Source organism: Polynucleobacter sp. AP-Reno-20A-A9, from assembly GCF_018882085.1.
Classification (GTDB): domain Bacteria; phylum Pseudomonadota; class Gammaproteobacteria; order Burkholderiales; family Burkholderiaceae; genus Polynucleobacter.
Window position 1 is genome coordinate 69,193 of the sequence record NZ_JACVPB010000001.1, and the last position, 24,941, is coordinate 94,133.

The 24,941-nt window shown below is 47.1% G+C and carries 17 protein-coding genes, 7 tRNA genes, 3 rRNA genes and 1 pseudogene; 25 read left to right on the top strand and 3 right to left on the bottom strand.

All coding sequences use genetic code 11. The features are described from left to right. Positions 1-2: 2 nt before the first annotated feature. Positions 3-215 carry a helix-turn-helix transcriptional regulator gene (locus tag ICN39_RS00320; protein WP_215341784.1) on the top strand — a complete coding sequence of 71 codons (213 nt, stop codon included), beginning with the start codon at positions 3-5 and terminating at the stop codon, positions 213-215. Positions 216-463: 248 nt separating this feature from the next. On the opposite strand, the gene ICN39_RS00325 is transcribed toward ICN39_RS00320, so the two are convergent. Next, positions 464-539 (bottom strand) — tRNA-Arg (locus tag ICN39_RS00325). A gap of 104 nt (positions 540-643) precedes the next feature. On the opposite strand from ICN39_RS00325, the gene ICN39_RS00330 reads away from it, so the two are divergent. Further along, complete coding sequence (locus tag ICN39_RS00330; RefSeq protein ID WP_255532228.1) at positions 644-871, top strand: hypothetical protein; 228 nt, start codon at positions 644-646, stop codon at positions 869-871. A 52-nt stretch (positions 872-923) separates the two neighbouring features. On the opposite strand, the gene rsmI is transcribed toward ICN39_RS00330, so the two are convergent. Further along, positions 924-1,817, bottom strand: a complete 894-nt coding sequence (rsmI, locus tag ICN39_RS00335; protein WP_216232202.1) for a 16S rRNA (cytidine(1402)-2'-O)-methyltransferase — start codon at positions 1,815-1,817, stop codon at positions 924-926. Between the two features lie 106 nt (positions 1,818-1,923). Here rsmI and ICN39_RS00340 point away from each other — a divergent pair, with 106 nt between their 5' ends. Genes ICN39_RS00340 through ICN39_RS00350 form a run of 3 tightly spaced genes read left to right on the top strand, consistent with a single transcriptional unit; the run spans position 1,924 to position 3,573 of the window. Beyond that, positions 1,924-2,526, top strand: coding sequence for a phosphoheptose isomerase (locus ICN39_RS00340; protein ID WP_216232203.1), 603 nt, complete (start codon positions 1,924-1,926; stop codon positions 2,524-2,526). 34 nt (positions 2,527-2,560) lie between these two features. Further along, positions 2,561-3,211: a BON domain-containing protein gene (locus ICN39_RS00345; protein ID WP_216232204.1), complete on the top strand. Its 651-nt coding sequence runs from the start codon at positions 2,561-2,563 to the stop codon at positions 3,209-3,211. A gap of 17 nt (positions 3,212-3,228) precedes the next feature. Continuing rightward, on the top strand, positions 3,229-3,573 hold the full coding sequence (locus ICN39_RS00350) for a c-type cytochrome (RefSeq protein ID WP_255532229.1): 345 nt from the start codon (positions 3,229-3,231) through the stop codon (positions 3,571-3,573). A gap of 18 nt (positions 3,574-3,591) precedes the next feature. On the opposite strand, the gene ICN39_RS00355 is transcribed toward ICN39_RS00350, so the two are convergent. Next, a complete protein-coding gene (locus ICN39_RS00355) occupies positions 3,592-4,248 on the bottom strand; it encodes a GNAT family N-acetyltransferase (protein WP_216232205.1) in 657 nt (218 codons plus the stop codon). Positions 4,249-4,733: 485 nt separating this feature from the next. Here ICN39_RS00355 and ICN39_RS00360 point away from each other — a divergent pair. The 20 genes and pseudogenes from ICN39_RS00360 (at position 4,734) to rpsG (ending at position 24,915) form a co-directional block, all read left to right on the top strand. Then, positions 4,734-6,266, top strand: a 16S ribosomal RNA gene (locus ICN39_RS00360). A 58-nt stretch (positions 6,267-6,324) separates the two neighbouring features. Beyond that, positions 6,325-6,401: transfer RNA gene (locus tag ICN39_RS00365), tRNA-Ile, on the top strand. 30 nt (positions 6,402-6,431) lie between these two features. Next, positions 6,432-6,507: transfer RNA gene (locus tag ICN39_RS00370), tRNA-Ala, on the top strand. 267 nt (positions 6,508-6,774) lie between these two features. Further along, a 23S ribosomal RNA gene (locus ICN39_RS00375) occupies positions 6,775-9,648 on the top strand. A gap of 106 nt (positions 9,649-9,754) precedes the next feature. Continuing rightward, positions 9,755-9,868, top strand: a 5S ribosomal RNA gene (rrf, locus tag ICN39_RS00380). Together the 16S, 23S and 5S rRNA genes with 5 tRNA genes alongside form the textbook arrangement of a ribosomal RNA operon. A gap of 105 nt (positions 9,869-9,973) precedes the next feature. Continuing rightward, positions 9,974-10,058 (top strand) — tRNA-Tyr (locus ICN39_RS00385). 5 nt (positions 10,059-10,063) lie between these two features. Further along, positions 10,064-10,137: transfer RNA gene (locus ICN39_RS00390), tRNA-Gly, on the top strand. Positions 10,138-10,158: 21 nt separating this feature from the next. Further along, positions 10,159-10,233 (top strand) — tRNA-Thr (locus ICN39_RS00395). A 63-nt stretch (positions 10,234-10,296) separates the two neighbouring features. Then, positions 10,297-11,487 (top strand): elongation factor Tu, encoded by a 1,191-nt coding sequence (gene tuf / locus ICN39_RS00400; protein WP_216232206.1) that lies wholly within the window; start codon positions 10,297-10,299, stop codon positions 11,485-11,487. Positions 11,488-11,501: 14 nt separating this feature from the next. After that, positions 11,502-11,577: transfer RNA gene (locus ICN39_RS00405), tRNA-Trp, on the top strand. 20 nt (positions 11,578-11,597) lie between these two features. Beyond that, positions 11,598-11,975, top strand: coding sequence for a preprotein translocase subunit SecE (gene secE / locus ICN39_RS00410; RefSeq protein WP_216232207.1), 378 nt, complete (start codon positions 11,598-11,600; stop codon positions 11,973-11,975). Positions 11,976-11,982: 7 nt separating this feature from the next. Continuing rightward, a complete protein-coding gene (gene nusG / locus ICN39_RS00415; RefSeq protein WP_216232208.1) occupies positions 11,983-12,555 on the top strand; it encodes a transcription termination/antitermination protein NusG in 573 nt (190 codons plus the stop codon). Between the two features lie 156 nt (positions 12,556-12,711). Beyond that, positions 12,712-13,143: a 50S ribosomal protein L11 gene (rplK, locus tag ICN39_RS00420; RefSeq protein ID WP_068320088.1), complete on the top strand. Its 432-nt coding sequence runs from the start codon at positions 12,712-12,714 to the stop codon at positions 13,141-13,143. A 2-nt stretch (positions 13,144-13,145) separates the two neighbouring features. Then, positions 13,146-13,847: a 50S ribosomal protein L1 gene (gene rplA / locus ICN39_RS00425; RefSeq protein WP_071464433.1), complete on the top strand. Its 702-nt coding sequence runs from the start codon at positions 13,146-13,148 to the stop codon at positions 13,845-13,847. Positions 13,848-14,081: 234 nt separating this feature from the next. Further along, positions 14,082-14,600: pseudogene (gene rplJ, locus ICN39_RS00430) on the top strand (50S ribosomal protein L10); the annotation flags it as partial. A gap of 159 nt (positions 14,601-14,759) precedes the next feature. Then, the gene (gene rplL / locus ICN39_RS00435) at positions 14,760-15,134 is read left to right on the top strand and encodes a 50S ribosomal protein L7/L12 (RefSeq protein WP_173941805.1); all 375 of its coding nucleotides are present in this window, start codon (positions 14,760-14,762) and stop codon (positions 15,132-15,134) included. A gap of 226 nt (positions 15,135-15,360) precedes the next feature. Further along, positions 15,361-19,461 carry a DNA-directed RNA polymerase subunit beta gene (rpoB, locus tag ICN39_RS00440; protein ID WP_216232210.1) on the top strand — a complete coding sequence of 1,367 codons (4,101 nt, stop codon included), beginning with the start codon at positions 15,361-15,363 and terminating at the stop codon, positions 19,459-19,461. A 1-nt stretch (position 19,462) separates the two neighbouring features. Further along, positions 19,463-23,725 carry a DNA-directed RNA polymerase subunit beta' gene (rpoC, locus tag ICN39_RS00445; protein ID WP_216232211.1) on the top strand — a complete coding sequence of 1,421 codons (4,263 nt, stop codon included), beginning with the start codon at positions 19,463-19,465 and terminating at the stop codon, positions 23,723-23,725. Between the two features lie 177 nt (positions 23,726-23,902). After that, complete coding sequence (gene rpsL / locus ICN39_RS00450; protein WP_072582063.1) at positions 23,903-24,283, top strand: 30S ribosomal protein S12; 381 nt, start codon at positions 23,903-23,905, stop codon at positions 24,281-24,283. A gap of 161 nt (positions 24,284-24,444) precedes the next feature. Beyond that, complete coding sequence (gene rpsG, locus ICN39_RS00455; protein WP_011901897.1) at positions 24,445-24,915, top strand: 30S ribosomal protein S7; 471 nt, start codon at positions 24,445-24,447, stop codon at positions 24,913-24,915. Positions 24,916-24,941 lie beyond the last annotated feature (26 nt).

The following is a 24,941-nucleotide window of genomic DNA, read 5'->3' on the forward strand; positions in this document are numbered from 1 at the left end:
GAATGATAAAATGCCATTTATCGACCCTTATGGGCGAAAGAAAACTCAAATTGGTAGATGTCGCTCGTGAAACAGGCTTGCATCGAAATACCATCACCCTGCTTTACGATGAAACAGCTGCAAGGGTTGATTTAGATGCAATTAGTAAGCTGTGCAAATTCTTTGATTGCAAAGTTGAAGATCTATTTGAGTACATTCCTGATGCTTCAAATTAATGGTCATTAAGCTATAGGATAGAAAATTTAACTATTGGCACAAGAAATGTGTCAATTTGAGGCTAATACTCAAAATCAGCATAGATCAAAAAGGATGGGCACAGAGTAGGCACAAAATGGGCGCGGTTTGGGCACAAAAGACCATTTGAGTATTGGCCTGATTTGTAAATGAAGAGATAGCAAAAGCATTAAAAGCCGCAAAAAATAGCTTTCAATGCAGTTTTTTAAGAACTATGTGCCCGAAAGACTGGCGCGCCCGGCAGGAATCGAACCTGCGACCCTTGGCTTCGGAGGCCAATACTCTATCCACTGAGCTACGGGCGCTAGTGGAAAAACTGGTTACCCTTCTATTGTAAGTGTCTATAACCCTACTCTCTAGTTATAATCTGGGCAAAGCAACCCTAAAACCCGTTAAACGATAAATTCTTATGAGCAACGAGCACGGAAGTCTAATTAAGTCCCCAAAACAACTCATCATCATGGTGTTTGCAAGCTTTTTCGTGCCACTCATCATCATTTTGTTGTTAATGGTGTTTGTGAACAATGGCAAGCGCGCAGATTCATCCGCTTCTGCCGATCAAATCATTAAGCCAGTGGCGCAACTCAATTTTAAAGATGCTAGCGAGCCTGCGGCTCCTGCTACTAGCGCCAAATAATTCTTCGGCGCATATTTAAAAGCTGGCCTAGTGCCAGCTTTTTTATTTTCAATTATTCACTTTTTGCATCTAAGGCAATTTGGTAGGCTTCTTTTTTGGTGAGGCCTAAAGTTTGCGAAAGAACGGCGGCAATTTCTTTGCTTCCTAGGTAAGGGCTGAGCGCATTAGCCCACAACAAGAGAGATGAGTGCTCGGGAGTCTCATCGCTATTGGCTGATCGCCCGGCGACCACAATGACAAATTCACCCTTAAGACTCTCTGCCACTTCTAGCCAGTTAGCAACTTCTTGCGCTTGAAGTGGTACGAGCTGTTCAAATTTTTTGGTTAATTCACGGCAGACCAAAAGTTGACGATCGGGCTCTAAATTTTTTGCAAGCAATGCAAGGGTTTCTTTTATGTGGTGCGGAGACTCAAAAAAGATGCTTGCCTTTCTACTGCTTGAAATATCCTGTATCAGGGCATCACGCTCTTTAGTTTTGTTGGGCCAAAAACCTAGAAACTGAAAGCGCCCTTCCGAGTGATGCATCACCGAACCGGCTGCGGAGATGGCGCCTGATACAGCGCTTGCACCGGGTATGGGTATTACCCTTAGCCCCGCCTTTTGAACTTCATTTACTAGTCTTGCACCAGGGTCTGAAACCCCTGGGGTGCCAGCATCTGAAATATAAGCCCAACGCTCATTGTTTAAAAGGTGTTGGATGACTGTTTGAGCGCCACCAATTTCATTGTGTTCGTGCAATGCCAAACATTTTTTATGAATACCAAACTGCTGGAGTAATGCTGCGCTATGTCTAGTGTCCTCACAGGCAATTCCATCGACTGCATTGAGAACATGCAGGGCGCGCAAAGTAATGTCGCCCAAATTGCCGATGGGTGTTGCAACCATGTATAGGGCCCCAGAAGGCAAATCCTGCTGCTTTAAGAAATCGAAAGAGCTAAATTCCATGAGGGGCTTGCCTGCGAAAAGTTAAACAATTAGTAAGAGAATACGTTGCTTTTGGGATAAGCTGATTGCTACTGAAATTAGGGCATCTTTGGCGCATAATATTGTTATGGAAAAAGATATCAATGAACGTTTGCGCCAGCGCGCCTCTCAGCATTTTCTGGACAGCATTGCCGTAAAGCAGGAGGCTGAAAAACTGCTTCCCGAATCTGTCGCCAAGGGCGTACTGGCAATGGTGGGCTGTTTGCGTGCCGGCGGTAAGGTGATGGCTTGTGGCAATGGCGGTTCTGCCGCCGATGCGCAGCACTTTGCAGCAGAGCTCGTTGGTCGATTTGAGAGAGAGCGCCAAGAGTTGGCTGCGATCGCTTTGACGACAGATACTTCAATTCTTACGGCTATTGGAAATGACTATAGCTATGATGAGATTTTTAGCAAGCAAGTTCGTGGGCTTGGGAAAAAAGGCGACATTCTGTTAGGGATTTCAACCTCAGGAAATTCAAAGAATGTGATTAAAGCGATTGAGGCTGCCAAAAAACTAGGTATGAAAATTATTGCTTTCACTGGCAATGGTGGCGGCAAGATTGCTCAGTTATTGGATAAAGATGACATCCACTTGTGTGCACCATCAACACGAACTGCACGCATTCAAGAAACACATTTAGTTTTGCTCCATGCTTTATGCGATGGCGTAGATCATGTTTTGCTTGATTAAAAATTATTGATAGCTCAAATTAGAAAACACATTCATGAAAATTTTCCACACGTTTAAGTTGCTTATTGCTTTACTCATAGTCGCGCAGTTAACTGCGTGTGGGGTATTGGCTGTTGGTGGCGTTGCAGCAGGGGCAACAGTGCTTGCAGATCGTCGTACGCCAGGCGTGCAAGCCATTGATAAAGGTATTGAGTTAGAGGCTGGGAATGCCCTAGCGAAACGATTTGGTGATAACGCGCACATTAACGTGACCTCGTTCAATCAAAAAGTATTGCTCACTGGCGAAGTGAAGGATGCTGATATTAAGGGCGAGGCAGGTGCCTATGTCAAGGCGATGAAGAATGCGCGCTCTGTCTTTAACGAATTGGTTATTGGGCCAAACAGTAGCTATACATCACGCGCAAACGATTCTTATCTCGAGTCTAAGATCAAAACACAAATGGTCTTTACGGACAAGTTACCGTCAAACTCTATGGTTATTGTGGCTGAAGGAAGTAGCGTCTATCTGATGGGGATCTTGACGCAAAGTGAGGCAGACCTTGCTAAGAAAATTGCGAGTAATACGAATGGCGTAAAAGATGTTTACGTTTACTTCGATATTATTTCTGAAGAAGAAAAAGTTCGCCTAGAAAAGCAAGGCAAAGCAGACCAAACTCAATCTAGTAGCCCTCCAAAATTCCAATAATTTTTTGTGGGTCGACGATGTTAAAAAAGCGAGTGGATGTAAAAGTAGTTTTTTTATTTGCAACACTCGCTTATTTCATGCCCGTCGCACATGCGAATGCTGAAGATGAAAAAGCATTTGCCATTGCAAAACAAAATGCCTGCCTAGGCTGTCACGCAATCAATAAAAAAATTGTTGGGCCCAGCTTTCAGTCCGTTGCTGAAAAATATAAGAACGATCCCAATGCGCAAACATTTTTAAAAAATAAAATTGCTAAAGGAGGATCTGGTTCGTGGGGTGTTGTGCCTATGCCGGCCAACTCCAAATTAAGTAATGCAGATCTCTCTACATTAAGCGGTTGGATCTTGCGTGGAGCGCCTTAGAAAAACTAGAGCCGGGAATTAGCGCGCTAGACCTGGCCTGCCCAGGAACCACCACCAGGCTTCATTAGAGCGCTTGAGGTTTTCTTTTAGGGCGTAGTCCATGCCGGCCCACTGTTCATTCGCAGCCTCTTCCACAATGGTTGCAGGATTTGCTGGGGGCAGCTTAAGGCAAGCATCAGCATCGCCATAGGCGTATTCCACTGTCATACCTGCCTTTTGCGCCAAATGCATCATGGCTTTGTTATTGGCAAGGCAATGAACGTATAGGGTTTCAATGCTGGTATTGCGTGAGTGAACAGCTGAGCGTTGCAACAATGCTGTACCTAGCCCCTGAGAGCGCCCTTCTGGCAATACAGAAACACCAAATTCAGCAGCTTTTGTCTGACCGTTGTGTTCTGGCATATAAGCCAGGTGCGCCATACCTACGAGCCTTAAATCTAGATCAAATACACCAAAAATCACATCTCGAGTGAAATCCAGGCCTTCAACATAATGACGAATTACCTCATCAGGCGTCTGAGTACCAAAGCGTAAGCGCCGATCTTCATCATTTAGTAGCAATAAATGATTCAGTATTTCCTGTCTATATGCAGCGTGAAGTTTGCGAACGGGCACGGCCTGCCCAGCCGTATAGGGGCTTAAGGGTAAGTGGCTGTTCGCTAATTTATTGTGCATAGCAATATTTTAGCAGGGGTAGGGGAAAATTTCAGGGTTTTCCCTAGGTTTATTGGAAATAGTCCAAATAAGCATGAAAAAACAGCGTAATTTTCGGTTTGCCTCAGCCTAAACCTTAAAAAACAGGAATTTTTGAAAAAAAGTTGAAATTTTTTTCAAAACCTAACCCACTGTTTTTATTGATAATATTTAAAAAGTAAGAAAAAACTTAGCTTTTTTTAAGTAAAAGAGTACGAAAGGTGTTGACGACCCTAAAAATGTCGGATATAGTCTCATCTCTCTGCTGCAACGTTTTACGAAATACGAAAAACGAAGCGGCCCTCTTTAAAAATTAGTCAACCGATAATTGTGGGTACTAAGTGAAAGCATCCAGTCCTTCGGGACAGATGTAAATAAATAGTACTCATAGACAGTAAAAAGATTTGGTTTTATTACCAAGTCAATTTCTTGAATGAGTGCGACGATCCGCAAGGATCACAGGAATTGAACTGAAGAGTTTGATCCTGGCTCAGATTGAACGCTGGCGGCATGCCTTACACATGCAAGTCGAACGGCAGCACGGGTGCTTGCACCTGGTGGCGAGTGGCGAACGGGTGAGTAATACATCGGAACGTACCTTATCGTGGGGGATAACGCAGCGAAAGCTGTGCTAATACCGCATACGCCCTGAGGGGGAAAGCGGGGGATCGAAAGACCTCGCGCGATTAGAGCGGCCGATGCCTGATTAGCTTGTTGGTGGGGTAAAAGCCCACCAAGGCGACGATCAGTAGCTGGTCTGAGAGGACGATCAGCCACACTGGGACTGAGACACGGCCCAGACTCCTACGGGAGGCAGCAGTGGGGAATTTTGGACAATGGGGGAAACCCTGATCCAGCAATGCCGCGTGAGTGAAGAAGGCCTTCGGGTTGTAAAGCTCTTTTGTCAGGGAAGAAACACCGGCTCTAACACAGTCCGGGAATGACGGTACCTGAAGAATAAGCACCGGCTAACTACGTGCCAGCAGCCGCGGTAATACGTAGGGTGCAAGCGTTAATCGGAATTACTGGGCGTAAAGCGTGCGCAGGCGGTTATACAAGACAGGCGTGAAATCCCCGGGCTTAACCTGGGAATGGCGCCTGTGACTGTATAGCTAGAGTGTGTCAGAGGGGGGTAGAATTCCACGTGTAGCAGTGAAATGCGTAGATATGTGGAGGAATACCAATGGCGAAGGCAGCCCCCTGGGATAACACTGACGCTCATGCACGAAAGCGTGGGGAGCAAACAGGATTAGATACCCTGGTAGTCCACGCCCTAAACGATGCTGACTAGTTGTTCGGGATTTACATCCTGAGTAACGTAGCTAACGCGTGAAGTCAGCCGCCTGGGGAGTACGGTCGCAAGATTAAAACTCAAAGGAATTGACGGGGACCCGCACAAGCGGTGGATGATGTGGATTAATTCGATGCAACGCGAAAAACCTTACCTACCCTTGACATGTCACTAACGAAGTAGAGATACATTAGGTGCTCGTAAGAGAAAGTGAACACAGGTGCTGCATGGCTGTCGTCAGCTCGTGTCGTGAGATGTTGGGTTAAGTCCCGCAACGAGCGCAACCCTTGTCTTTAGTTGCTACGCAAGAGCACTCTAAAGAGACTGCCGGTGACAAACCGGAGGAAGGTGGGGATGACGTCAAGTCCTCATGGCCCTTATGGGTAGGGCTTCACACGTCATACAATGGTGCATACAGAGGGTTGCCAACCCGCGAGGGGGAGCTAATCTCAGAAAATGCATCGTAGTCCGGATCGTAGTCTGCAACTCGACTACGTGAAGCTGGAATCGCTAGTAATCGCGGATCAGAATGTCGCGGTGAATACGTTCCCGGGTCTTGTACACACCGCCCGTCATACCATGGGAGTGGGTTTTGCCAGAAGCCGTTAGCCTAACCGCAAGGAGGGCGACTGCCACGGCAGGGTTCATGACTGGGGTAAAGTCGTAACAAGGTAGCCGTATCGGAAGGTGCGGCTGGATCACCTCCTTTCTAGAGAAAAGATGCTGAATCCTAGTGCCCACACTTATCGGTTGACAATAAAAGCCACGGGTCTGTAGCTCAGCTGGTTAGAGCACTGTGTTGATAACGCAGGGGTCGTAGGTTCAAGTCCTACCAGACCCACCACCAGCCAGAAACAAGACTTAGTGGGACGTTGGGGGATTAGCTCAGCTGGGAGAGCACCTGCTTTGCAAGCAGGGGGTCGTCGGTTCGATCCCGTCATCCTCCACCATCATCTAAATGTCAAAACTAAGCAATTTGTTATTGTTTAGTTTTGCCATTTATGGCTGTTCTTTAAAAATTTGAGTAAGCAAAGTGTCAAATGTTTCTTTGAGAGGACATTTGACAATGTAATAAGGGTAAAGATTGAATCATCAATCAGTAATACAAACGAGTTTTACCAAGTTCTTTAACAAGTACTTACAGTTTGGATTACGGCAAACATGTCAGAAGTAGAAGTAAAACCTATAACGGTTACTAGCAATGGTGCTCGTTATAGGATCAAGTGAATAAGTGCACATGATGGATGCCTTGGCGATTACAGGCGACGAAAGACGTTATAACCTGCGATAAGCCCCGGGGAGCTGGTAAATAAGCTTTGATCCGGGGATTTCTGAATGGGGAAACCCACCACTTTTGTGGTATCCATACCTGAATACATAGGGTATGAGAAGCGAACCTTGTGAACTGAAACATCTAAGTAGCAAGAGGAAAAGACATCAACCGAGATTCCCAGAGTAGTGGCGAGCGAAATGGGAACAGCCTTCTAGTGATATCTCAGTAATTAACAGAATGGAATGGAAAGTCCAACAATAAAGGGTGATAGTCCCGTATGTGAAAATTATTGAGTGGTACTAGGCTAGAGACAAGTAGGGCGGGACACGTGAAATCCTGTCTGAATATGGGGGGACCATCCTCCAAGGCTAAATACTCGTAATCGACCGATAGTGAACAAGTACCGTGAGGGAAAGGCGAAAAGAACCCCGGGAGGGGAGTGAAATAGATCCTGAAATTGTGTGCATACAAACAGTAGGAGCCTCGTAAGGGGTGACTGCGTACCTTTTGTATAATGGGTCAGCGACTTACATTCAGTAGCAAGCTTAACCGAATAGGGAAGGCGTAGCGAAAGCGAGTCCGAATAGGGCGCTAGTTGCTGGGTGTAGACCCGAAACCAGTTGATCTATCCATGGCCAGGTTGAAGGTGCGGTAACACGTACTGGAGGACCGAACCCACTAACGTTGAAAAGTTAGGGGATGAGCTGTGGATAGGGGTGAAAGGCTAAACAAAACTGGAAATAGCTGGTTCTCTCCGAAAACTATTTAGGTAGTGCCTCGTGTATCACTGTAGGGGGTAGAGCACTGTCATGGTAGTGGGGTCCATTGCGGATTACTGCGCCATAGCAAACTCCGAATACCTACAAGTGCAAGCACGGGAGACAGACATCGGGTGCTAACGTCCGGTGTCAAGAGGGAAACAACCCAGACCGCCAGCTAAGGTCCCTAATATATGCTAAGTGGGAAACGAAGTGGGAAGGCTAAAACAGTCAGGAGGTTGGCTTAGAAGCAGCCATCCTTTAAAGAAAGCGTAATAGCTCACTGATCGAGTCGTCCTGCGCGGAAGATGTAACGGGGCTAAGCATATAACCGAAGCTGCGGATCACAGCAATGTGATGGTAGGAGAGCGTTCTGTAAGCCTGTGAAGGTGTCTTGTAAAGGATGCTGGAGGTATCAGAAGTGCGAATGCTGACATGAGTAGCGATAAAGGGGGTGAAAAGCCCCCTCGCCGTAAGCCCAAGGTTTCCTGTTCAACGTTCATCGGAACAGGGTGAGTCGGCCCCTAAGGCGAGGCAGAGATGCGTAGCTGATGGGAACAAGGTTAATATTCCTTGACCATTGTTAGATGCGATGGGGGGACGGATCGCGGAAAGTTGTCCGGGTGTTGGAAGTCCCGGTTCTTACGTTGGAGATGGCTATTAGGTAAATCCGGTAGCGTAATTCAAGGGCGTGAGACGAGCGAATTTATTCGCGAAGCAATTGGAAGTGGTTCCAAGAAAAGCCTCTAAGCTTCAGTCTAACAAGACCGTACCGCAAACCGACACAGGTGGGCGAGATGAGTATTCTAAGGCGCTTGAGAGAACTCAGGAGAAGGAACTCGGCAAATTTGTACCGTAACTTCGGGATAAGGTACGCCCTGGTAGTTTGACCCTGTACAAGGGGAGGACGAAAGGGTTGCAATAAAAAGGTGGCTGCGACTGTTTAATAAAAACACAGCACTCTGCAAACACGAAAGTGGACGTATAGGGTGTGACGCCTGCCCGGTGCTGGAAGATTAAATGATGGGGTGCAAGCTCTTGATTGAAGTCCCAGTAAACGGCGGCCGTAACTATAACGGTCCTAAGGTAGCGAAATTCCTTGTCGGGTAAGTTCCGACCTGCACGAATGGCGTAACGATGGCCACACTGTCTCCTCCTGAGACTCAGCGAAGTTGAAATGTTTGTGATGATGCAATCTACCCGTGGCTAGACGGAAAGACCCCATGAACCTTTACTGTAGCTTTGCATTGGACTTTGAATCGGTCTGTGTAGGATAGGTGGGAGGCGTTGATAACAGGATGCTAGTTCTGTTGGAGCCAACCTTGAAATACCACCCTGATTTATTTGAGGTTCTAACCTTGGCCCGTTATCCGGGTCGGGAACAGTGCATGGTAGGCAGTTTGACTGGGGCGGTCTCCTCCCAAAGTGTAACGGAGGAGTACGAAGGTACGCTTGGTACGGTCGGACATCGTACCTAAAGTGCAATGGCAAAAGCGTGCTTAACTGCGAGACCGACAAGTCGAGCAGGTGCGAAAGCAGGTCATAGTGATCCGGTGGTTCTGTATGGAAGGGCCATCGCTCAACGGATAAAAGGTACTCTGGGGATAACAGGCTGATACCGCCCAAGAGTTCATATCGACGGCGGTGTTTGGCACCTCGATGTCGGCTCATCTCATCCTGGGGCTGTAGCCGGTCCCAAGGGTATGGCTGTTCGCCATTTAAAGAGGTACGTGAGCTGGGTTTAAAACGTCGTGAGACAGTTTGGTCCCTATCTGCCATGGGCGTTGGAGATTTGACGGGGGCTGCTCCTAGTACGAGAGGACCGGAGTGGACATTCCGCTGGTGTACCTGTTGTTTCGCCAGAAGCATCGCAGGGTAGCTATGAATGGAAGAGATAACCGCTGAAAGCATCTAAGCGGGAAACTTGCCTGAAGATGAGATCTCCCGTAGGTTTAACCTACATAAAGGGTCGTTGAAGACCACAACGTTGATAGGTCGGGTGTGGAAGTGCAGTAATGCATTAAGCTAACCGATACTAATTGCCCGTTAGGCTTGATCCTATAACCAGCACTATTGTGTTGGATGTTTGCCAGATTTAATCTGCATCCTTATTACATGCTTACTCAAATAGAGTTGTTGATTTAATCAGCAACTCAACCCTCTACGCCCGGTGACCATAGCGAATTGGAACCACTCCTTCCCATCCCGAACAGGACAGTGAAACGATTCTACGCCGATGATAGTGCGGATTACCCGTGTGAAAGTAGGTAACTGCCGGGCACCAATGCGACGCCCAGACCCTCTTAGGTCTGGGCGTTTTTACTTGTGCAAAGCGTTTAGAGTGATTGACAGATACTCCATTTGGAGTCAGAATATTGGGTTCGCGGAGGGGTGTCCGAGCGGCTAAAGGAGGCAGACTGTAAATCTGTTGGCTATGCCTACGTAGGTTCGAATCCTACCCCCTCCACCAGATGTGCGGGATTAGTTTAATGGTAAAACAGCAGATTTCCAATCTTCGGTCAAGAGTTCGATTCTCTTATCCCGCTCCAGAATTTGTTGCATTAGATTTCGCCCATGTGGCTCAGTGGTAGAGCACTCCCTTGGTAAGGGAGAGGTCGGCAGTTCGATCCTGCCCATGGGCACCATGTTTGATTTTATTAATTGTGTATTTCGTGTTTGGTTTAAGAGTTAACTAAAGGCAGATAAAAATGGCAAAAGAAAAATTCGAGCGGACAAAACCGCACGTAAACGTAGGCACCATCGGTCACGTTGACCACGGTAAAACCACATTGACAGCAGCAATCGCAACCGTGCTTTCTAAAGCATTCGGTGGCGAAGCTAAAGCATACGATCAGATCGATGCTGCTCCAGAAGAAAAAGCACGTGGTATTACGATTAATACTGCGCACGTTGAGTATGAGACAGCGAATCGTCACTACGCACACGTGGATTGCCCAGGACATGCTGACTACGTTAAGAACATGATTACTGGTGCTGCTCAGATGGACGGCGCAATTTTAGTTTGCTCTGCTGCTGACGGCCCAATGCCACAAACACGTGAGCACATCCTCTTGGCACGCCAAGTTGGTGTTCCTTACATTGTCGTTTTCTTGAACAAGTGCGACATGGTTGATGACGCTGAATTGCTCGAGTTAGTTGAAATGGAAGTTCGTGAGCTTTTATCTAAGTACAACTTCCCTGGCGATGACACCCCAATTATTCAAGGTTCTGCTAAGTTAGCTCTTGAAGGCGACGAAGGCCCATTGGGTAAAGAAGCCATCATGAAATTGGCTGAAGCATTAGACACCTATATCCCAACTCCAGAGCGTGCTGTTGACGGCGCGTTCTTGATGCCAGTAGAAGACGTGTTCTCTATCTCCGGTCGCGGTACTGTTGTAACAGGCCGTATCGAGCGCGGTATCGTTAAAGTAGGCGAAGAGATCGAAATCATCGGTATCAAGCCAACAATCAAAACTACATGTACTGGTGTTGAAATGTTCCGCAAATTGCTCGACCAAGGTCAAGCAGGCGATAACGTTGGTATCTTGTTACGCGGTACAAAACGTGAAGAAGTTGAGCGCGGCCAAGTATTGGCTAAGCCAGGTTCAATCACCCCACATACTCACTTTACAGCCGAGGTTTACATCTTGGGTAAAGATGAAGGTGGTCGTCATACTCCATTCTTTAACAACTATCGTCCACAGTTTTACTTCCGTACAACGGACGTAACTGGTTCAATCGAGTTGCCAAAAGATAAAGAAATGGTTATGCCTGGTGATAACGTGACTATTACCGTAAAACTCATCGCTCCTATCGCGATGGAAGAAGGTTTACGTTTTGCGATCCGTGAAGGTGGCCGTACTGTTGGCGCCGGCGTGGTTGCAAAGATTTTGGCTTAAGTAGTTTTTTATAAAGGGGTGTAGCTCAATTGGCAGAGCGTTGGTCTCCAAAACCAAAGGTTGGGGGTTCGATGCCCTCCGCCCCTGCCACGATTTGAACTGAAAGCAAAATGTCTCATCAAACAGCTAGTCATACTGAAGAAAAAAGCGGCTGGGTCTCTGGACTCGCTGCTTTAATCGTTGTTGCAGCGTTAGTTCTTTACTACACGTTGGCGGACCAATCTATGTTGGTTCGTTTAGCTGTTTTATTTGGTGGCATTGCGGCTGCGGTTGTGATTGTGGCGATTTCACCGGATGGGCGTCGCTTTATCGCCTATGCAAAAGATTCTTGGTATGAGGTAAAAAAGGTTGTTTGGCCAACTCGTAAAGAGACCACCCAAATGACTCTAGTCGTATTTGGCTTTGTTCTGATCATGTCCTTGTTTTTGTGGATTGCAGACAAATTGATTGAATGGCTAGTTTTTTCAGTCTTTCTGGGCTGGAAGTGAGTAAAAAATGATTGATTCTGAAGTAGCCGCAAATCCACAAGCTACCGGCAATATGCGCTGGTACGTTATTCATGCCTATTCTGGAATGGAAAAGAGCGTGAAAAAGGGCCTTGAAGAGCGCATTGCGCGTTCTGGCATGCCTGAGAAATTTGGTCGTATTTTGGTCCCCTCCGAAGAGGTTGTTGAGATCAAGTCTGGCACTAAGTCAGTTTCTGAGCGTCGTTTCTTCCCGGGATACGTCCTGATTGAGATGGAAATGACAGATGAAAGCTGGCATTTGGTGAAAAATACTCCAAAAGTGACTGGTTTTGTAGGCGGCGTTCGTAACCGTCCAAGTCCTATTTCTACGGCTGAAGTAGCCAAAATCATGGATCAAATGCAGGCTGGGGTGGATAAACCTAAGCCTAAGACCCTATTTGAGGTTGGCGAGATCGTGCGAGTTAAGGAGGGTCCATTTGTTGATTTCAACGGAAATATCGAAGAAGTCAATTATGAGAAGTCAAGATTGCGCGTTTCTGTTACAATTTTTGGCCGCGGCACCCCAGTTGAGCTGGAGTTCGGCCAGGTAGAAAAGATGTGAAAACAAGGACTTAGTCCTGTTTTGCAGTGCAAAAGTTTGTAGTTTTAAGTGGTTAGCAATAACCGAGGAGCGGAGCTAGAAAGCCAAAAACTAGCGAAGCGTTTACTCAACAGCGGTCTTTCCTTATGAGGTTAGGCGCGCTTTTAGGAGCAACACATGGCAAAGAAGATCATTGGCTTTATTAAGCTGCAGATCCCTGCAGGTAAAGCAAATCCATCACCACCCGTAGGTCCAGCATTGGGTCAACGCGGTCTTAACATTATGGAATTCTGTAAGGCGTTTAATGCTCAAACTCAGAGCATGGAGCCTGGCCTACCAATTCCAGTCGTGATTACAGCGTTTGCTGATAAGAGCTTCACATTCATCATGAAGACTCCTCCAGCAACCATCATGATTAAGAAGGCTGCGAAGATTGAAAAAGGATCACCACGTCCTCATACCGATAAAGTGGGTTCAATTACTCGTGCTCAAGCGGAAGAAATCGCTAAAGCAAAAATGCCAGATTTGACAGCAGCCGATATGGACGCAGCTGTTAGAACAATCGCTGGTAGCGCCCGTTCCATGGGCATCACTGTGGAAGGTCTCTAATCATGACTAAATTATCTAAACGCGTTAAAGCAATTCAATCTAAAGTTGATCGCAACAAGTTTTATTCATTAGACGACGCATTGAACCTCGTTAAAGAGTGTGCAACTGCTAAGTTTGATGAGTCTATCGACGTTGCTGTTCAGTTGGGTATTGATGCTAAGAAATCTGACCAAGTTGTGCGTGGCGCAGTAGTGCTCCCAGCTGGTACAGGTAAGCATGTTCGTGTAGCTGTTTTTGCACAAGGCGAAAAGGCTGAACAAGCCAAAGCTGCTGGTGCAGAAATCGTTGGCATGGAAGAGCTTGCTGAACAAATTAAAGGCGGCAAAATCGATTTCGATATTTTGATCGCATCTCCAGACACAATGAAAATTGTTGGTACTTTAGGTCAAGTATTGGGCCCACGTGGTTTGATGCCGAATCCAAAAGTGGGTACTGTTACTCCTGACGTTGCTACTGCAGTTAAAAATGCAAAAGCCGGTCAAGTTCAGTTCCGCGTGGACAAAGCCGGTATCGTGCACGCAAGCATTGGCCGTCGTTCATTCGAGCCAACTGCATTGAAATCCAACTTGCTCGCATTGCTCGAGGCTTTGAATAAAGCAAAGCCACCCGCATCTAAGGGTATCTATTTAAAGAAGGTTGCCGTAAGCAGCACCATGGGTGCAGGCGTACGCGTAGACCAAGCATCGTTACAGGCGGCAGCTTAATTAGCTTGTAACAAAAAAGAACTTTGGGTCGATTCCCGCTCTTTGAGTGAGAGTCGAACATCAAAGACCGTTGGTGAATTAGTTGCTTGCAAAGAGTTAATTCTTAATCGTTACGAAAGTAATAGCCAGCGCAGATGGCGACCCTGAAAAGATTTCACAAGATTCTTGTGACAAATGATCAGACGCTGGTGTGTAACCCCAACTGGAAGCAGTTGGTTTTTTAGGAGTTAAACCGTGCCTTTGAATGTACAAGACAAAAAAGCGATTGTTGCTGATGTCGGCGCTCAATTGGCTGGAGCTCAAACAGTCGTGCTCGCTGAATACCGTGGTATTCCAGTAGAGCAGTTGACAAAGCTACGTGCTAGTGCACGTGACCAAGGTGTATATCTTCGCGTTTTGAAGAACACATTGGCACGCCGTGCTGCACAAGGCACACAGTTTGAACCTCTTGCTGATTCGATGGTTGGCCCCTTGATCTACGGCATCTCTGCTGATCCGATTGCTTCGGCAAAAGTATTGCAGAACTTTGCTAAGACTCAAGACAAGCTGGTCATTACTGCTGGCTTATATAACGGCAAGTTGTTGGACGTAGCGGGCGTTAAATCCCTTGCGTCTATTCCAAGCCGCGAAGAGTTGTTATCTCAGTTGTTGGGTGTGATGTTGGCGCCTGTTTCTGCGATGGCTCGCGTATTGGGCGCAGTAGCAGCACAAAAGGCAGAAGGAGCACCTGCTCCTGTTGCAGCACCGGTAGCAGAAGTAGCAGCAGCCCCAGCAGAAGTAGTTGCTGAAGCCGCCGCTCCAGAAGCAAGTGCTGAGCCTGCAGCCGCAGCCCCAGAAGCTGGAACAGAAACACCTGAAACCCCTGCCGCTGAATAAGCGACAGATTAACTATTTAAGTATTAGGAGCTAAAAATGGCGATTACTAAAGAAGAAATCATTGATGCAGTAGGTAGCATGTCCGTTATGGATTTGAACGACTTGGTTAAGGCGTTCGAAGAGAAGTTTGGCGTTTCTGCTGCAGCGATGGCTGTTGCTGGTCCTGCTGGCGCTGCTGGTGGTGCTGCAGCTGAAGAGCAAACAGAATTCACTGTTAACTTGCTCGAAGCTGGCGCAAACAAGGTTTCAGTAATTAAGGCAGTTCGCGAAATTACTGGTCTTGGCTTGAAAGAAGCTAAGGACTTGGTTGATGGTGCACCGAAGCCAATCAAAGAAGCTGTTGATAAGAAGACAGCTGAAGAAGCCAAGAAGAAGCTTGACGAAGCAGGCGCTAAGTCAGAAATCAAGTAATACAAACTTTTCTAACGCCTCCCAAAAGGAGTCTTTAGTTACGTTGGGTTTGATCTTTAGAGGTCAAACCCGATTTCATTTCTGATTGAAATCGGGTTTGCCTTCTGATACGACTGCAGAATGCAAGTTTGGTCGGACACTAGATCTTTCGATTTAGTGTTGTCCGCCAGTGATTGGTAGTGGCCAATCGCCAAATCTTTGTACAGTCGCTGAATTCGGAGATGAAATGAACTATAGCTTCACCGAACGCAAGCGAGTCCGTAAAAGCTTTGCTAAGCGAGTAAACAACCACCAGGTTCCGTACCTGATCGCAACGCAGCTGGAATCCTACGCTAAATTTTTACAGGCTGAAAAGCCAGCAATGTCTCGTCTTACAGAGGGACTTCAAGCTGCCTTTACCTCAGCGTTCCCAATTGTGTCTAACAACGGCTATGCACGTATGGAATACGTGTCTTACCAGTTATCACAGCCACCATTTGACGTTAAAGAATGTCAGCAACGTGGTTACACATACCACTCTGCCTTACGCGCAAAAGTTCGCTTGATTATTTATGATCGCGAAGCGCCTACTAAGGTTAAAGAGGTAAAAGAGAGCGAAGTCTACATGGGTGAAATTCCACTCATGACAGAAAACGGCTCTTTTGTAATTAACGGAACTGAGCGCGTAATCGTTTCTCAGTTGCACCGTTCCCCAGGCGTGTTCTTTGAACACGATAAGGGTAAGACACATAGCTCAGGCAAGTTGCTGTTCTCGGCACGCATCATTCCTTACCGTGGTTCATGGCTCGATTTCGAGTTTGATCCAAAAGATATTCTCTATTTCCGCGTTGACCGTCGCCGTAAGATGCCTGTTACCATTTTGCTCAAAGCAATTGGTTTAAACAACGAACAGATTCTTGCTAACTTCTTTAACTTTGACCATTTCTCATTGACTGCTAACGGCGGCTCTATGGAATTTGTGCCAGAGCGTTTGCGTGGTCAGTTGGCTAGTTTTGATGTGCTCGACAAGAATGGCGTTGTAGTCATTCAAAAAGACAAGCGTATCAATGCAAAGCATATCCGCGAACTCGAAGCTGCTAAAACAAAAACAATCGCTGTACCAGATGACTATTTAATTGGTCGTGTTGTTGCACGCAATATTGTTGATCCAGATTCTGGTGAAATCTTGGCTTACGCTAATGATGAAATCACTGAAGAGTTGTTGGCGACATTGCGCGATGCTGGCATCAAGCAATTGGAAACCATCTACACCAATGATTTGGATTCTGGCGCGTATATTTCACAGACATTGCGTACCGATGAAACTGCAGATCAAATGGCTGCTCGTATCGCCATCTACCGCATGATGCGTCCTGGTGAGCCTCCAACAGAAGATGCTGTTGAAGCCTTGTTCCAGCGCTTGTTCTACAACGAAGATAGCTACGATTTGTCACGCGTTGGCCGTATGAAGGTTAACAGCCGTCTCGGTCGCTCAGAGATGGAAGGTTTGATGGTGTTGTCTGATGAAGATATTCTCGACACCATTAAGTCTCTCGTTGACTTACGTAACGGTAAGGGCGAAGTAGACGACATCGACCACTTAGGTAATCGTCGTGTACGTTGCGTTGGCGAGTTGGCTGAAAACCAATTCCGTGCTGGTTTATCACGTGTTGAGCGTGCGGTTAAAGAACGTCTCGGCCAAGCCGAAACAGAAAACCTCATGCCGCATGACTTGATTAACAGCAAGCCAATCTCTTCTGCTATTCGTGAGTTCTTCGGTTCTTCACAGTTGTCCCAGTTTATGGACCAAACTAACCCACTTTCAGAGATTACGCACAAGCGTCGTATTTCTGCATTGGGACCTGGTGGTTTGACCCGCGAGCGCGCAGGCTTCGAAGTGCGCGACGTGCATCCAACCCACTACGGTCGTGTTTGCCCAATCGAAACTCCAGAAGGACCAAACATTGGTTTGATCAACTCACTCGCGTTATTTGCGCGCTTGAATGAGCACGGTTTCTTAGAAACCCCATACCGTAAAGTTTCCAATAGCAAGGTAAGCGACGAAGTTGTTTACCTCTCTGCGATTGAAGAAGCGAAATACGTTATTGCTCAGGCAAATGCAACGATCGACAAGAGCGGTAAGTTGGCTGACGAATTGGTTTCTGCTCGTCAAGCTGGTGAGACCATGATGGTTAGCCCAGAGCGCATCGATTTTATCGACGTTGCTCCTAGCCAGATCGTTTCTGCTGCTGCTTCACTCGTTCCATTCTTAGAGCACGATGATGCGAACCGTGCGTTGATGGGTGCGAACATGCAGCGTCAAGCGGTTCCTTGCTTGCGTCCAGATAAGCCATTGGTTGGTACAGGTTTAGAGCGTATTGTTGCTGTTGACTCGGGCACCGTTATTTTGGCTTCCCGTGGCGGTATCGTTGATTATGTTGACGCAAACCGTGTCGTGATTCGTGTAAACGATGACGAGACAGCCGCTGGTGAAGTTGGTGTGGATATTTATAACCTCATCAAGTACACCCGTTCAAACCAAAATACCAATATCAACCAACGCCCAATCGTCCAGGCTGGTGATCGTGTTGTCCGCGGCGACGTAGTTGCTGACGGCGCATCTACCGATTTAGGTGAATTGGCTTTGGGTCAAAACATGACTGTGGCATTTATGCCATGGAACGGTTACAACTTTGAAGATTCAATCTTGATCTCTGAGAAGGTTGTTGCTGACGACCGCTACACCTCTATTCATATTGAAGAGTTGTCAGTAGTTGCGCGTGATACCAAACTTGGTTCAGAAGAAATTACACGCGATATTTCCAACTTGGCTGAGTCACAACTCTCCCGTTTGGATGAAAGCGGTATTGTTTACATCGGTGCTGAAGTTGAAGCTGGCGACGTATTGGTTGGTAAGGTAACTCCAAAGGGTGAGACTACTCTCACCCCTGAAGAGAAGCTCCTCCGTGCGATCTTCGGTGAAAAAGCATCTGACGTTAAAGATACTTCTTTGCGCGTTCCTTCAGGAATGATCGGTACCGTTATCGATGTTCAAGTCTTCACCCGTGAAGGTATTGAGCGCGATGCACGTGCACAGTCAATTATTCAAGAAGAATTACAGCGCTATCGTTTGGACTTGAACGACCAGTTGCGTATTGTTGAGGGCGATGCCTTCATGCGTTTAGAAAAGCTGTTGATTGGCAAGGTTGCCAATGGTGGTCCTCAGAAATTAGCTAAAGGCACTAAGATCGACAAGGAATACCTTGCCAGCTTAGATAAATACCATTGGTTCGATGTTCGTCCAGCAGACGACGAAGTTGCCACACAAGTTGAGGCAATCAAGTCTTCTATCGAAGCGAAACGTAAACAGTTTGACGAAGCTTTTGAAGAGAAGCGCACCAAACTTACCCAGGGTGATGATTTGCAGCCTGGCGTAACAAAGATGGTTAAGGTGTACTTAGCTGTTAAGCGTCGCTTACAGCCTGGTGACAAGATGGCCGGTCGTCACGGTAACAAAGGGGTGGTTTCTAAAATCGCTCCAGCAGAAGACATGCCATTTATGGCTGACGGACGCCCTGTAGACATCGTCTTGAACCCATTGGGCGTTCCTTCCCGTATGAACGTTGGTCAGATCTTGGAAACCCACTTAGGTTGGGCAGCTCAAGGTATTGGTAAGCGTATCGATGAGATGGTTCGTGAGCACGCTAAACAAACTGAATTGCGCAAGTTCTTCAAACAGCTTTACAACGAAACAGGCCGTATTGAAGATATCGACAACTTCACTGATGAGCAGATTAATGTTTTGGCTGAGAATCTCCGCCAAGGCTTGCCATTTGCTACTCCAGTGTTTGACGGTGCTACAGAAGCTGAAATCGGACGCATGCTCGAGTTGGCGTATCCAGAAGATGTTGCTAAATCTTTGAAGATGACCCCTTCACGTCAGCAAATGATTTTGTGCGACGGCCGTACTGGCGATCAATTTGAGCGTCCAGTAACTGTTGGCGTAATGCACGTCTTGAAACTTCACCATTTGGTCGATGACAAGATGCACGCACGCTCAACCGGACCTTACTCTTTAGTAACGCAACAGCCATTGGGCGGTAAAGCTCAGTTCGGTGGCCAGCGCTTTGGTGAGATGGAAGTCTGGGCCCTCGAAGCATACGGTGCTTCATATGTCTTGCAGGAAATGCTGACAGTGAAGTCCGATGACGTCGCAGGCCGTACCAAGGTTTATGAAAACATCGTCAAGGGCGAGCACACGATTGATGCTGGCATGCCCGAATCCTTCAACGTGCTGGTAAAAGAAATCCGTTCGTTGGGTATTGACATTGACATGGAGCGCAACTGATATGAAAGCATTGCTCGATTTATTTAAGCAAACGCAGGGCGAAGAGCAGTTTGATGTAATCAAAATTGGTCTCGCATCTCCTGAGAAAATTCGCTCATGGTCTTTTGGTGAAGTACGCAAACCAGAAACCATCAACTACCGGACTTTTAAGCCCGAGCGTGATGGTTTGTTCTGCGCCAAGATTTTTGGACCAACTAAAGACTACGAGTGCTTATGCGGCAAGTACAAGCGCTTAAAGTTCCGTGGCGTTATCTGTGAGAAGTGCGGCGTTGAAGTTACTCTCGCTAAGGTACGTCGTGAGCGCATGGGCCACATTGAGTTGGCAGCCCCTGTAGCGCACATCTGGTTCTTGAAGTCCTTGCCATCCCGTTTGGGCATGGTTCTCGATATGACATTGCGTGATATCGAGCGCGTTCTCTACTTTGAAGCATATGTAGTTGTTGATCCTGGTATGACTCCTGAAGGCGCGATGAAGCGCGGTCAGATCATGTCTGAAGACGAATACATTGCCAAGACTGAAGAGTATGGTGACGGTGCATTTACTGCCATCATGGGCGCGGAAGGTATTCGCGATCTCTTGCGTTCGATTGATATCGACCGTGAAGTAGAGACCATTCGTGCTGACTTAAAAGCAACTGGTAGCGATGCCAAGATCAAGAAATACGCTAAGCGCTTAAAGGTGCTTGAGGCGTTCCAGACTTCAGGCATTAAGCCTGACTGGATGATCATGGAAGTATTGCCAGTATTGCCACCAGAGTTGCGCCCATTGGTGCCATTGGATGGCGGTCGCTTTGCTACTTCCGATTTGAACGACCTATATCGTCGAGTAATCAACCGTAATAACCGTTTAAAGCGTTTGTTAGAGTTGCGTGCACCAGAGATCATCGTTCGTAACGAAAAACGTATGTTGCAAGAAGCGGTTGACTCATTGCTCGATAACGGTCGTCGCGGTAAGGCTATGACTGGCGCTAACAAGCGTCCGTTGAAGTCCTTGGCTGAGATGATTAAAGGTAAGAGCGGTCGTTTCCGTCAAAACTTGTTGGGTAAACGTGTTGACTACTCTGGTCGTTCAGTCATCGTGGTTGGCCCTACATTGAAACTGCATCAGTGCGGCTTACCAAAATTGATGGCTTTGGAATTATTCAAGCCATTTATTTTCAACAAGCTTGAGACTTTAGGAATTGCAACCACTATTAAGGCTGCAAAGAAAGAGGTTGAAAGCCAGACTCCAATCGTTTGGGACATTCTCGAAGAAGTAATTCGTGAACATCCAATTATGTTGAACCGTGCGCCTACATTGCACCGTCTTGGCATTCAGGCTTTCGAGCCAATGCTGATTGAAGGTAAAGCAATCCAATTGCACCCATTAGTTTGCGCGGCATTTAACGCGGACTTTGACGGTGACCAAATGGCGGTTCACGTTCCTTTGTCGCTCGAAGCGCAAATGGAAGCACGTACATTGATGTTGGCTTCGAACAACGTATTGTTCCCAGCTAACGGCGAACCATCAATCGTTCCGTCACAGGACGTGGTGTTGGGTCTGTACTACGCTACACGTGACAAGATCAACGGTAAAGGCGAAGGCATGGTTTTCGCTAACATTACTGAAGTAGTACGTGCATACGAAGCAGGCCAAGTTGAATTGGCTTCACGCGTTGCTGTGCGTATTACCGAGTTTGAGATTGTGGACAAGCATGCAGAGGGCGATGCCCGTTTTGCTGAAAAAACCAAGATCTACCAAACTTCAGTTGGCCGTGCAATCTTGTCTGAGATTTTGCCTAAAGGCATGTCTTTCGAGGAAATTAACAAGCCTTTGAAGAAAAAAGAAATCTCACGCTTGATCAACACATCATTCCGTAAGTGCGGTTTGCGTGAAACGGTTATTTTTGCTGACCGCCTCTTGCAGTCTGGTTTCCGCTTGGCGACCAATGCTGGTATTTCAGTTGCGATCGACGACATGTTGATCCCAACTTCGAAAGAGCGCATCATCACTGAGGCTTCTGCCAAGGTTAAAGAGTATGACAAGCAGTTCATGTCGGGTCTCGTAACCAATCAAGAGCGTTATAACAACGTGGTTGATATTTGGGGTGCCGCAGGCGACCAAGTTGGTAAGGCGATGATGGACGAGTTGTCACACGTTGATGTACTCGACCGTAACGGCAAGACTGTTCGTCAAGAATCCTTTAACTCTATCTATATGATGGCGGATTCTGGTGCGCGTGGATCTGCAGCGCAGATTCGTCAGTTGGCTGGTATGCGTGGTTTGATGGCTAAGCCTGATGGCTCCATCATTGAAACCCCAATTACTGCGAACTTCCGTGAAGGCTTGAACGTATTACAGTACTTCATTTCAACCCACGGTGCTCGTAAAGGTCTGGCTGATACCGCGTTGAAGACAGCGAACTCAGGTTACTTGACACGTCGTTTGTGCGACGTAACTCAAGACCTCGTTGTGATCGAAGATGATTGCGGTGCAACTTCAGGCGTAACAATGAAGGCTCTCGTAGAGGGCGGCGAAATTATCGAAGCATTGCGCGATCGTATTTTGGGTCGTGTATGTATCGGTGACATCGTTCACCCTGACACGCAAGAAGTCATCGTTGCTAACGACACCTTGCTCGACGAAGATCACGTTGATCAAATCGTTGCATTGGGTATCGACGAAGTTAAGGTTCGCACAGTATTGTCTTGCTTAACTCGCTTCGGCTTGTGCGCTAAGTGCTACGGACGTGATTTAGGTCGCGGTGGTTTGGTAAACGTTGGCGAGGCGGTTGGTGTTATCGCTGCTCAGTCCATCGGCGAGCCAGGCACACAGTTGACAATGCGTACCTTCCACATTGGTGGTGCAGCGTCACGTGCATTGGTTGCAAGCAATATTGAAGCCAAGTCTAATGGTGCATTGAAGTTCTCCGGCACGATGCGTGTTGTGAAGAACGCGAAGGGCGAGCAGATCGTGATTTCACGTTCTGGCGAAGCCTTGATCGTTGATGAGAACGGTCGTGAGCGTGAGCGTCATAAAGTGCCTTATGGTGCAACTCTCTTGTTAAAAGAAGATGCAGCAGTGAAAGCCGGCGCAAGCTTGGCGACATGGGACCCATTAACACGTCCGATTATTTCTGAGTACGCTGGTATCGCTCGCTTCGACAACGTTGAAGAAGGCGTAACTGTTGCTAAGCAGGTTGACGAAGTTACCGGTCTTTCCACCTTGGTGGTAATTGATGGTAAGCGTCGTTCTGCAGCAAGCAAAGGCGTTCGCCCAATGATCAACTTAGTTGATGAAAAGGGTAACGAAGTCATGATCACTGGTACTGATCATCCAGTAAACATTGGCCTCCAAGTGGGCGCTTTGATTACGGTTAAAGATGGTCAGAAAGTTGAAGTGGGTGAAGTATTGGCGCGTATTCCAATCGAATCACAGAAGACTCGCGATATTACCGGTGGTTTGCCACGCGTTGCAGAATTGTTCGAAGCACGTTCACCAAAAGATGCAGCTGTATTGGCTAAAGTAACTGGAACAGTTTCCTTCGGTAAGGAAACCAAAGGTAAGCAGCGTTTGGTTATTACCGATATGGATGGTGAAGCCAATGAATTCTTGATTCCTAAAGAGAAGCAAGTTCTCGTTCATGACGGTCAAGTTGTGAACAAGGGCGAGATGATTGTGGAAGGCCCTGCTGATCCACACGATATCTTGACGCTCAGAGGTATTGAAGAGTTGGCGATCTACATTGTTGATGAAGTTCAAGACGTTTACCGTTTGCAAGGCGTGAAGATCAATGACAAGCACATTGAAGTGATCGTGCGTCAAATGTTGCGTCGTGTACAAATCACTGATGGTGGCGATACTGCCTACATCACTGGTGAACAAGTTGAGCGTTCAAAACTGTATGACGCTAACGATTTGGTGATTGCCGCAGGTAAGCGCCCAGCTCAGTTCGAAAACGTGCTGTTGGGTATTACTAAAGCATCCTTGTCGACAGATAGCTTCATTTCAGCGGCTTCTTTCCAAGAAACCACCCGTGTATTGACCGAAGCCGCCATTATGGGCAAGACCGATACACTCCGTGGCCTCAAGGAAAACGTCATTATTGGTCGTCTGATTCCTGCTGGTACCGGCTTGTCTTACCGCCGTGCACGCAAGGTCAGGGAGCAATTCGAGCGTGATCGCGCTCAAATGATTGCCGCCGAAGAGGAAGTAATGGCCAATATGCCTGTAGAAATAGAGGCTGAAGTCGTTGCTCCTGCTGGGGAGGCTGATCCGAGCTAATTTGGTAATTCTGGCCAGAAATGGCCAGTTTTTTCCCCATTAGGTTGACGGAAAAGGCTGGCCAAGCTAGAATGCTGAGTTCTACTGATTCAGAAGAGGGTCTTTTTGACCTAGAAATTCTCTAAGTCATTGATTTTCTTGAAGAAAGCAACAAAGAAGTACTAACCGAGCTATTTTATGCCAACAATTAATCAATTAATACGTAAGCCAAGATCCAGGCTGATCGTGAAAAGCAAGAGCCCTGCACTGGAAAACAGTCCGCAGCGCCGTGGTGTTTGTACACGTGTGTACACCACTACTCCTAAAAAGCCTAACTCTGCGCTTCGTAAAGTAGCCAAAGTTCGCTTAACCAATGGTTTTGAAGTCATTTCATACATTGGTGGTGAAGGCCATAACCTCCAGGAACACTCAGTAGTGTTAATCCGTGGCGGTCGTGTAAAGGATTTGCCGGGTGTTCGTTACCACATCGTTCGTGGCTCACTTGACTTACAAGGTGTTAAAGACCGTAAGCAATCACGTTCCAAGTACGGTGCCAAGCGCGCTAAGAAATCTGCTTAATCTTTCAATAGATTTTTGCTGAAGTATTTGTAGTAAGTCTTCGTTTGTCAGACTTAAAAGACAAGTAAGTGGTTGTTCCGTCTGGGAATCTTCTTGGATAGTAGGGCAACCGGTGCGGGTGATCCATGTGGGTCGCCCCTAACTGAACTGAAGGAGTAGTTATGCCACGTCGTCGTGAAGTTCCCAAGCGGGAAATTTTGCCGGATCCAAAATTCGGAAATGTAGAAGTAGCTAAATTCATGAACGTCCTCATGTTGGACGGCAAGAAATCGGTTGCAGAGCGTATCGTTTACGGTGCCTTTGATCACATCGAGAAAAAAGCAAATAAAGAACCACTCGAAATTTTCTCAACAGCTATGGGCAACGTTAAGCCAATGGTTGAGGTAAAGAGCCGTCGTGTTGGTGGCGCTAACTACCAGGTTCCTGTTGAAGTTCGCCCATCACGCCGTTCTGCTTTGGCAATGCGCTGGGTGCGCGAAGCCGCTAAAAAGCGCGGTGAAAAGTCTATGGCTCAACGTTTGGCCAACGAATTATTAGAAGCTGCAGAAGGTCGCGGCGGAGCAATGAAGAAGCGTGAAGAAGTTCACCGTATGGCAGAAGCCAACAAAGCTTTCTCACATTTCCGCTTCTAATCGCACAGCAAAGAAAAGGTACCAAC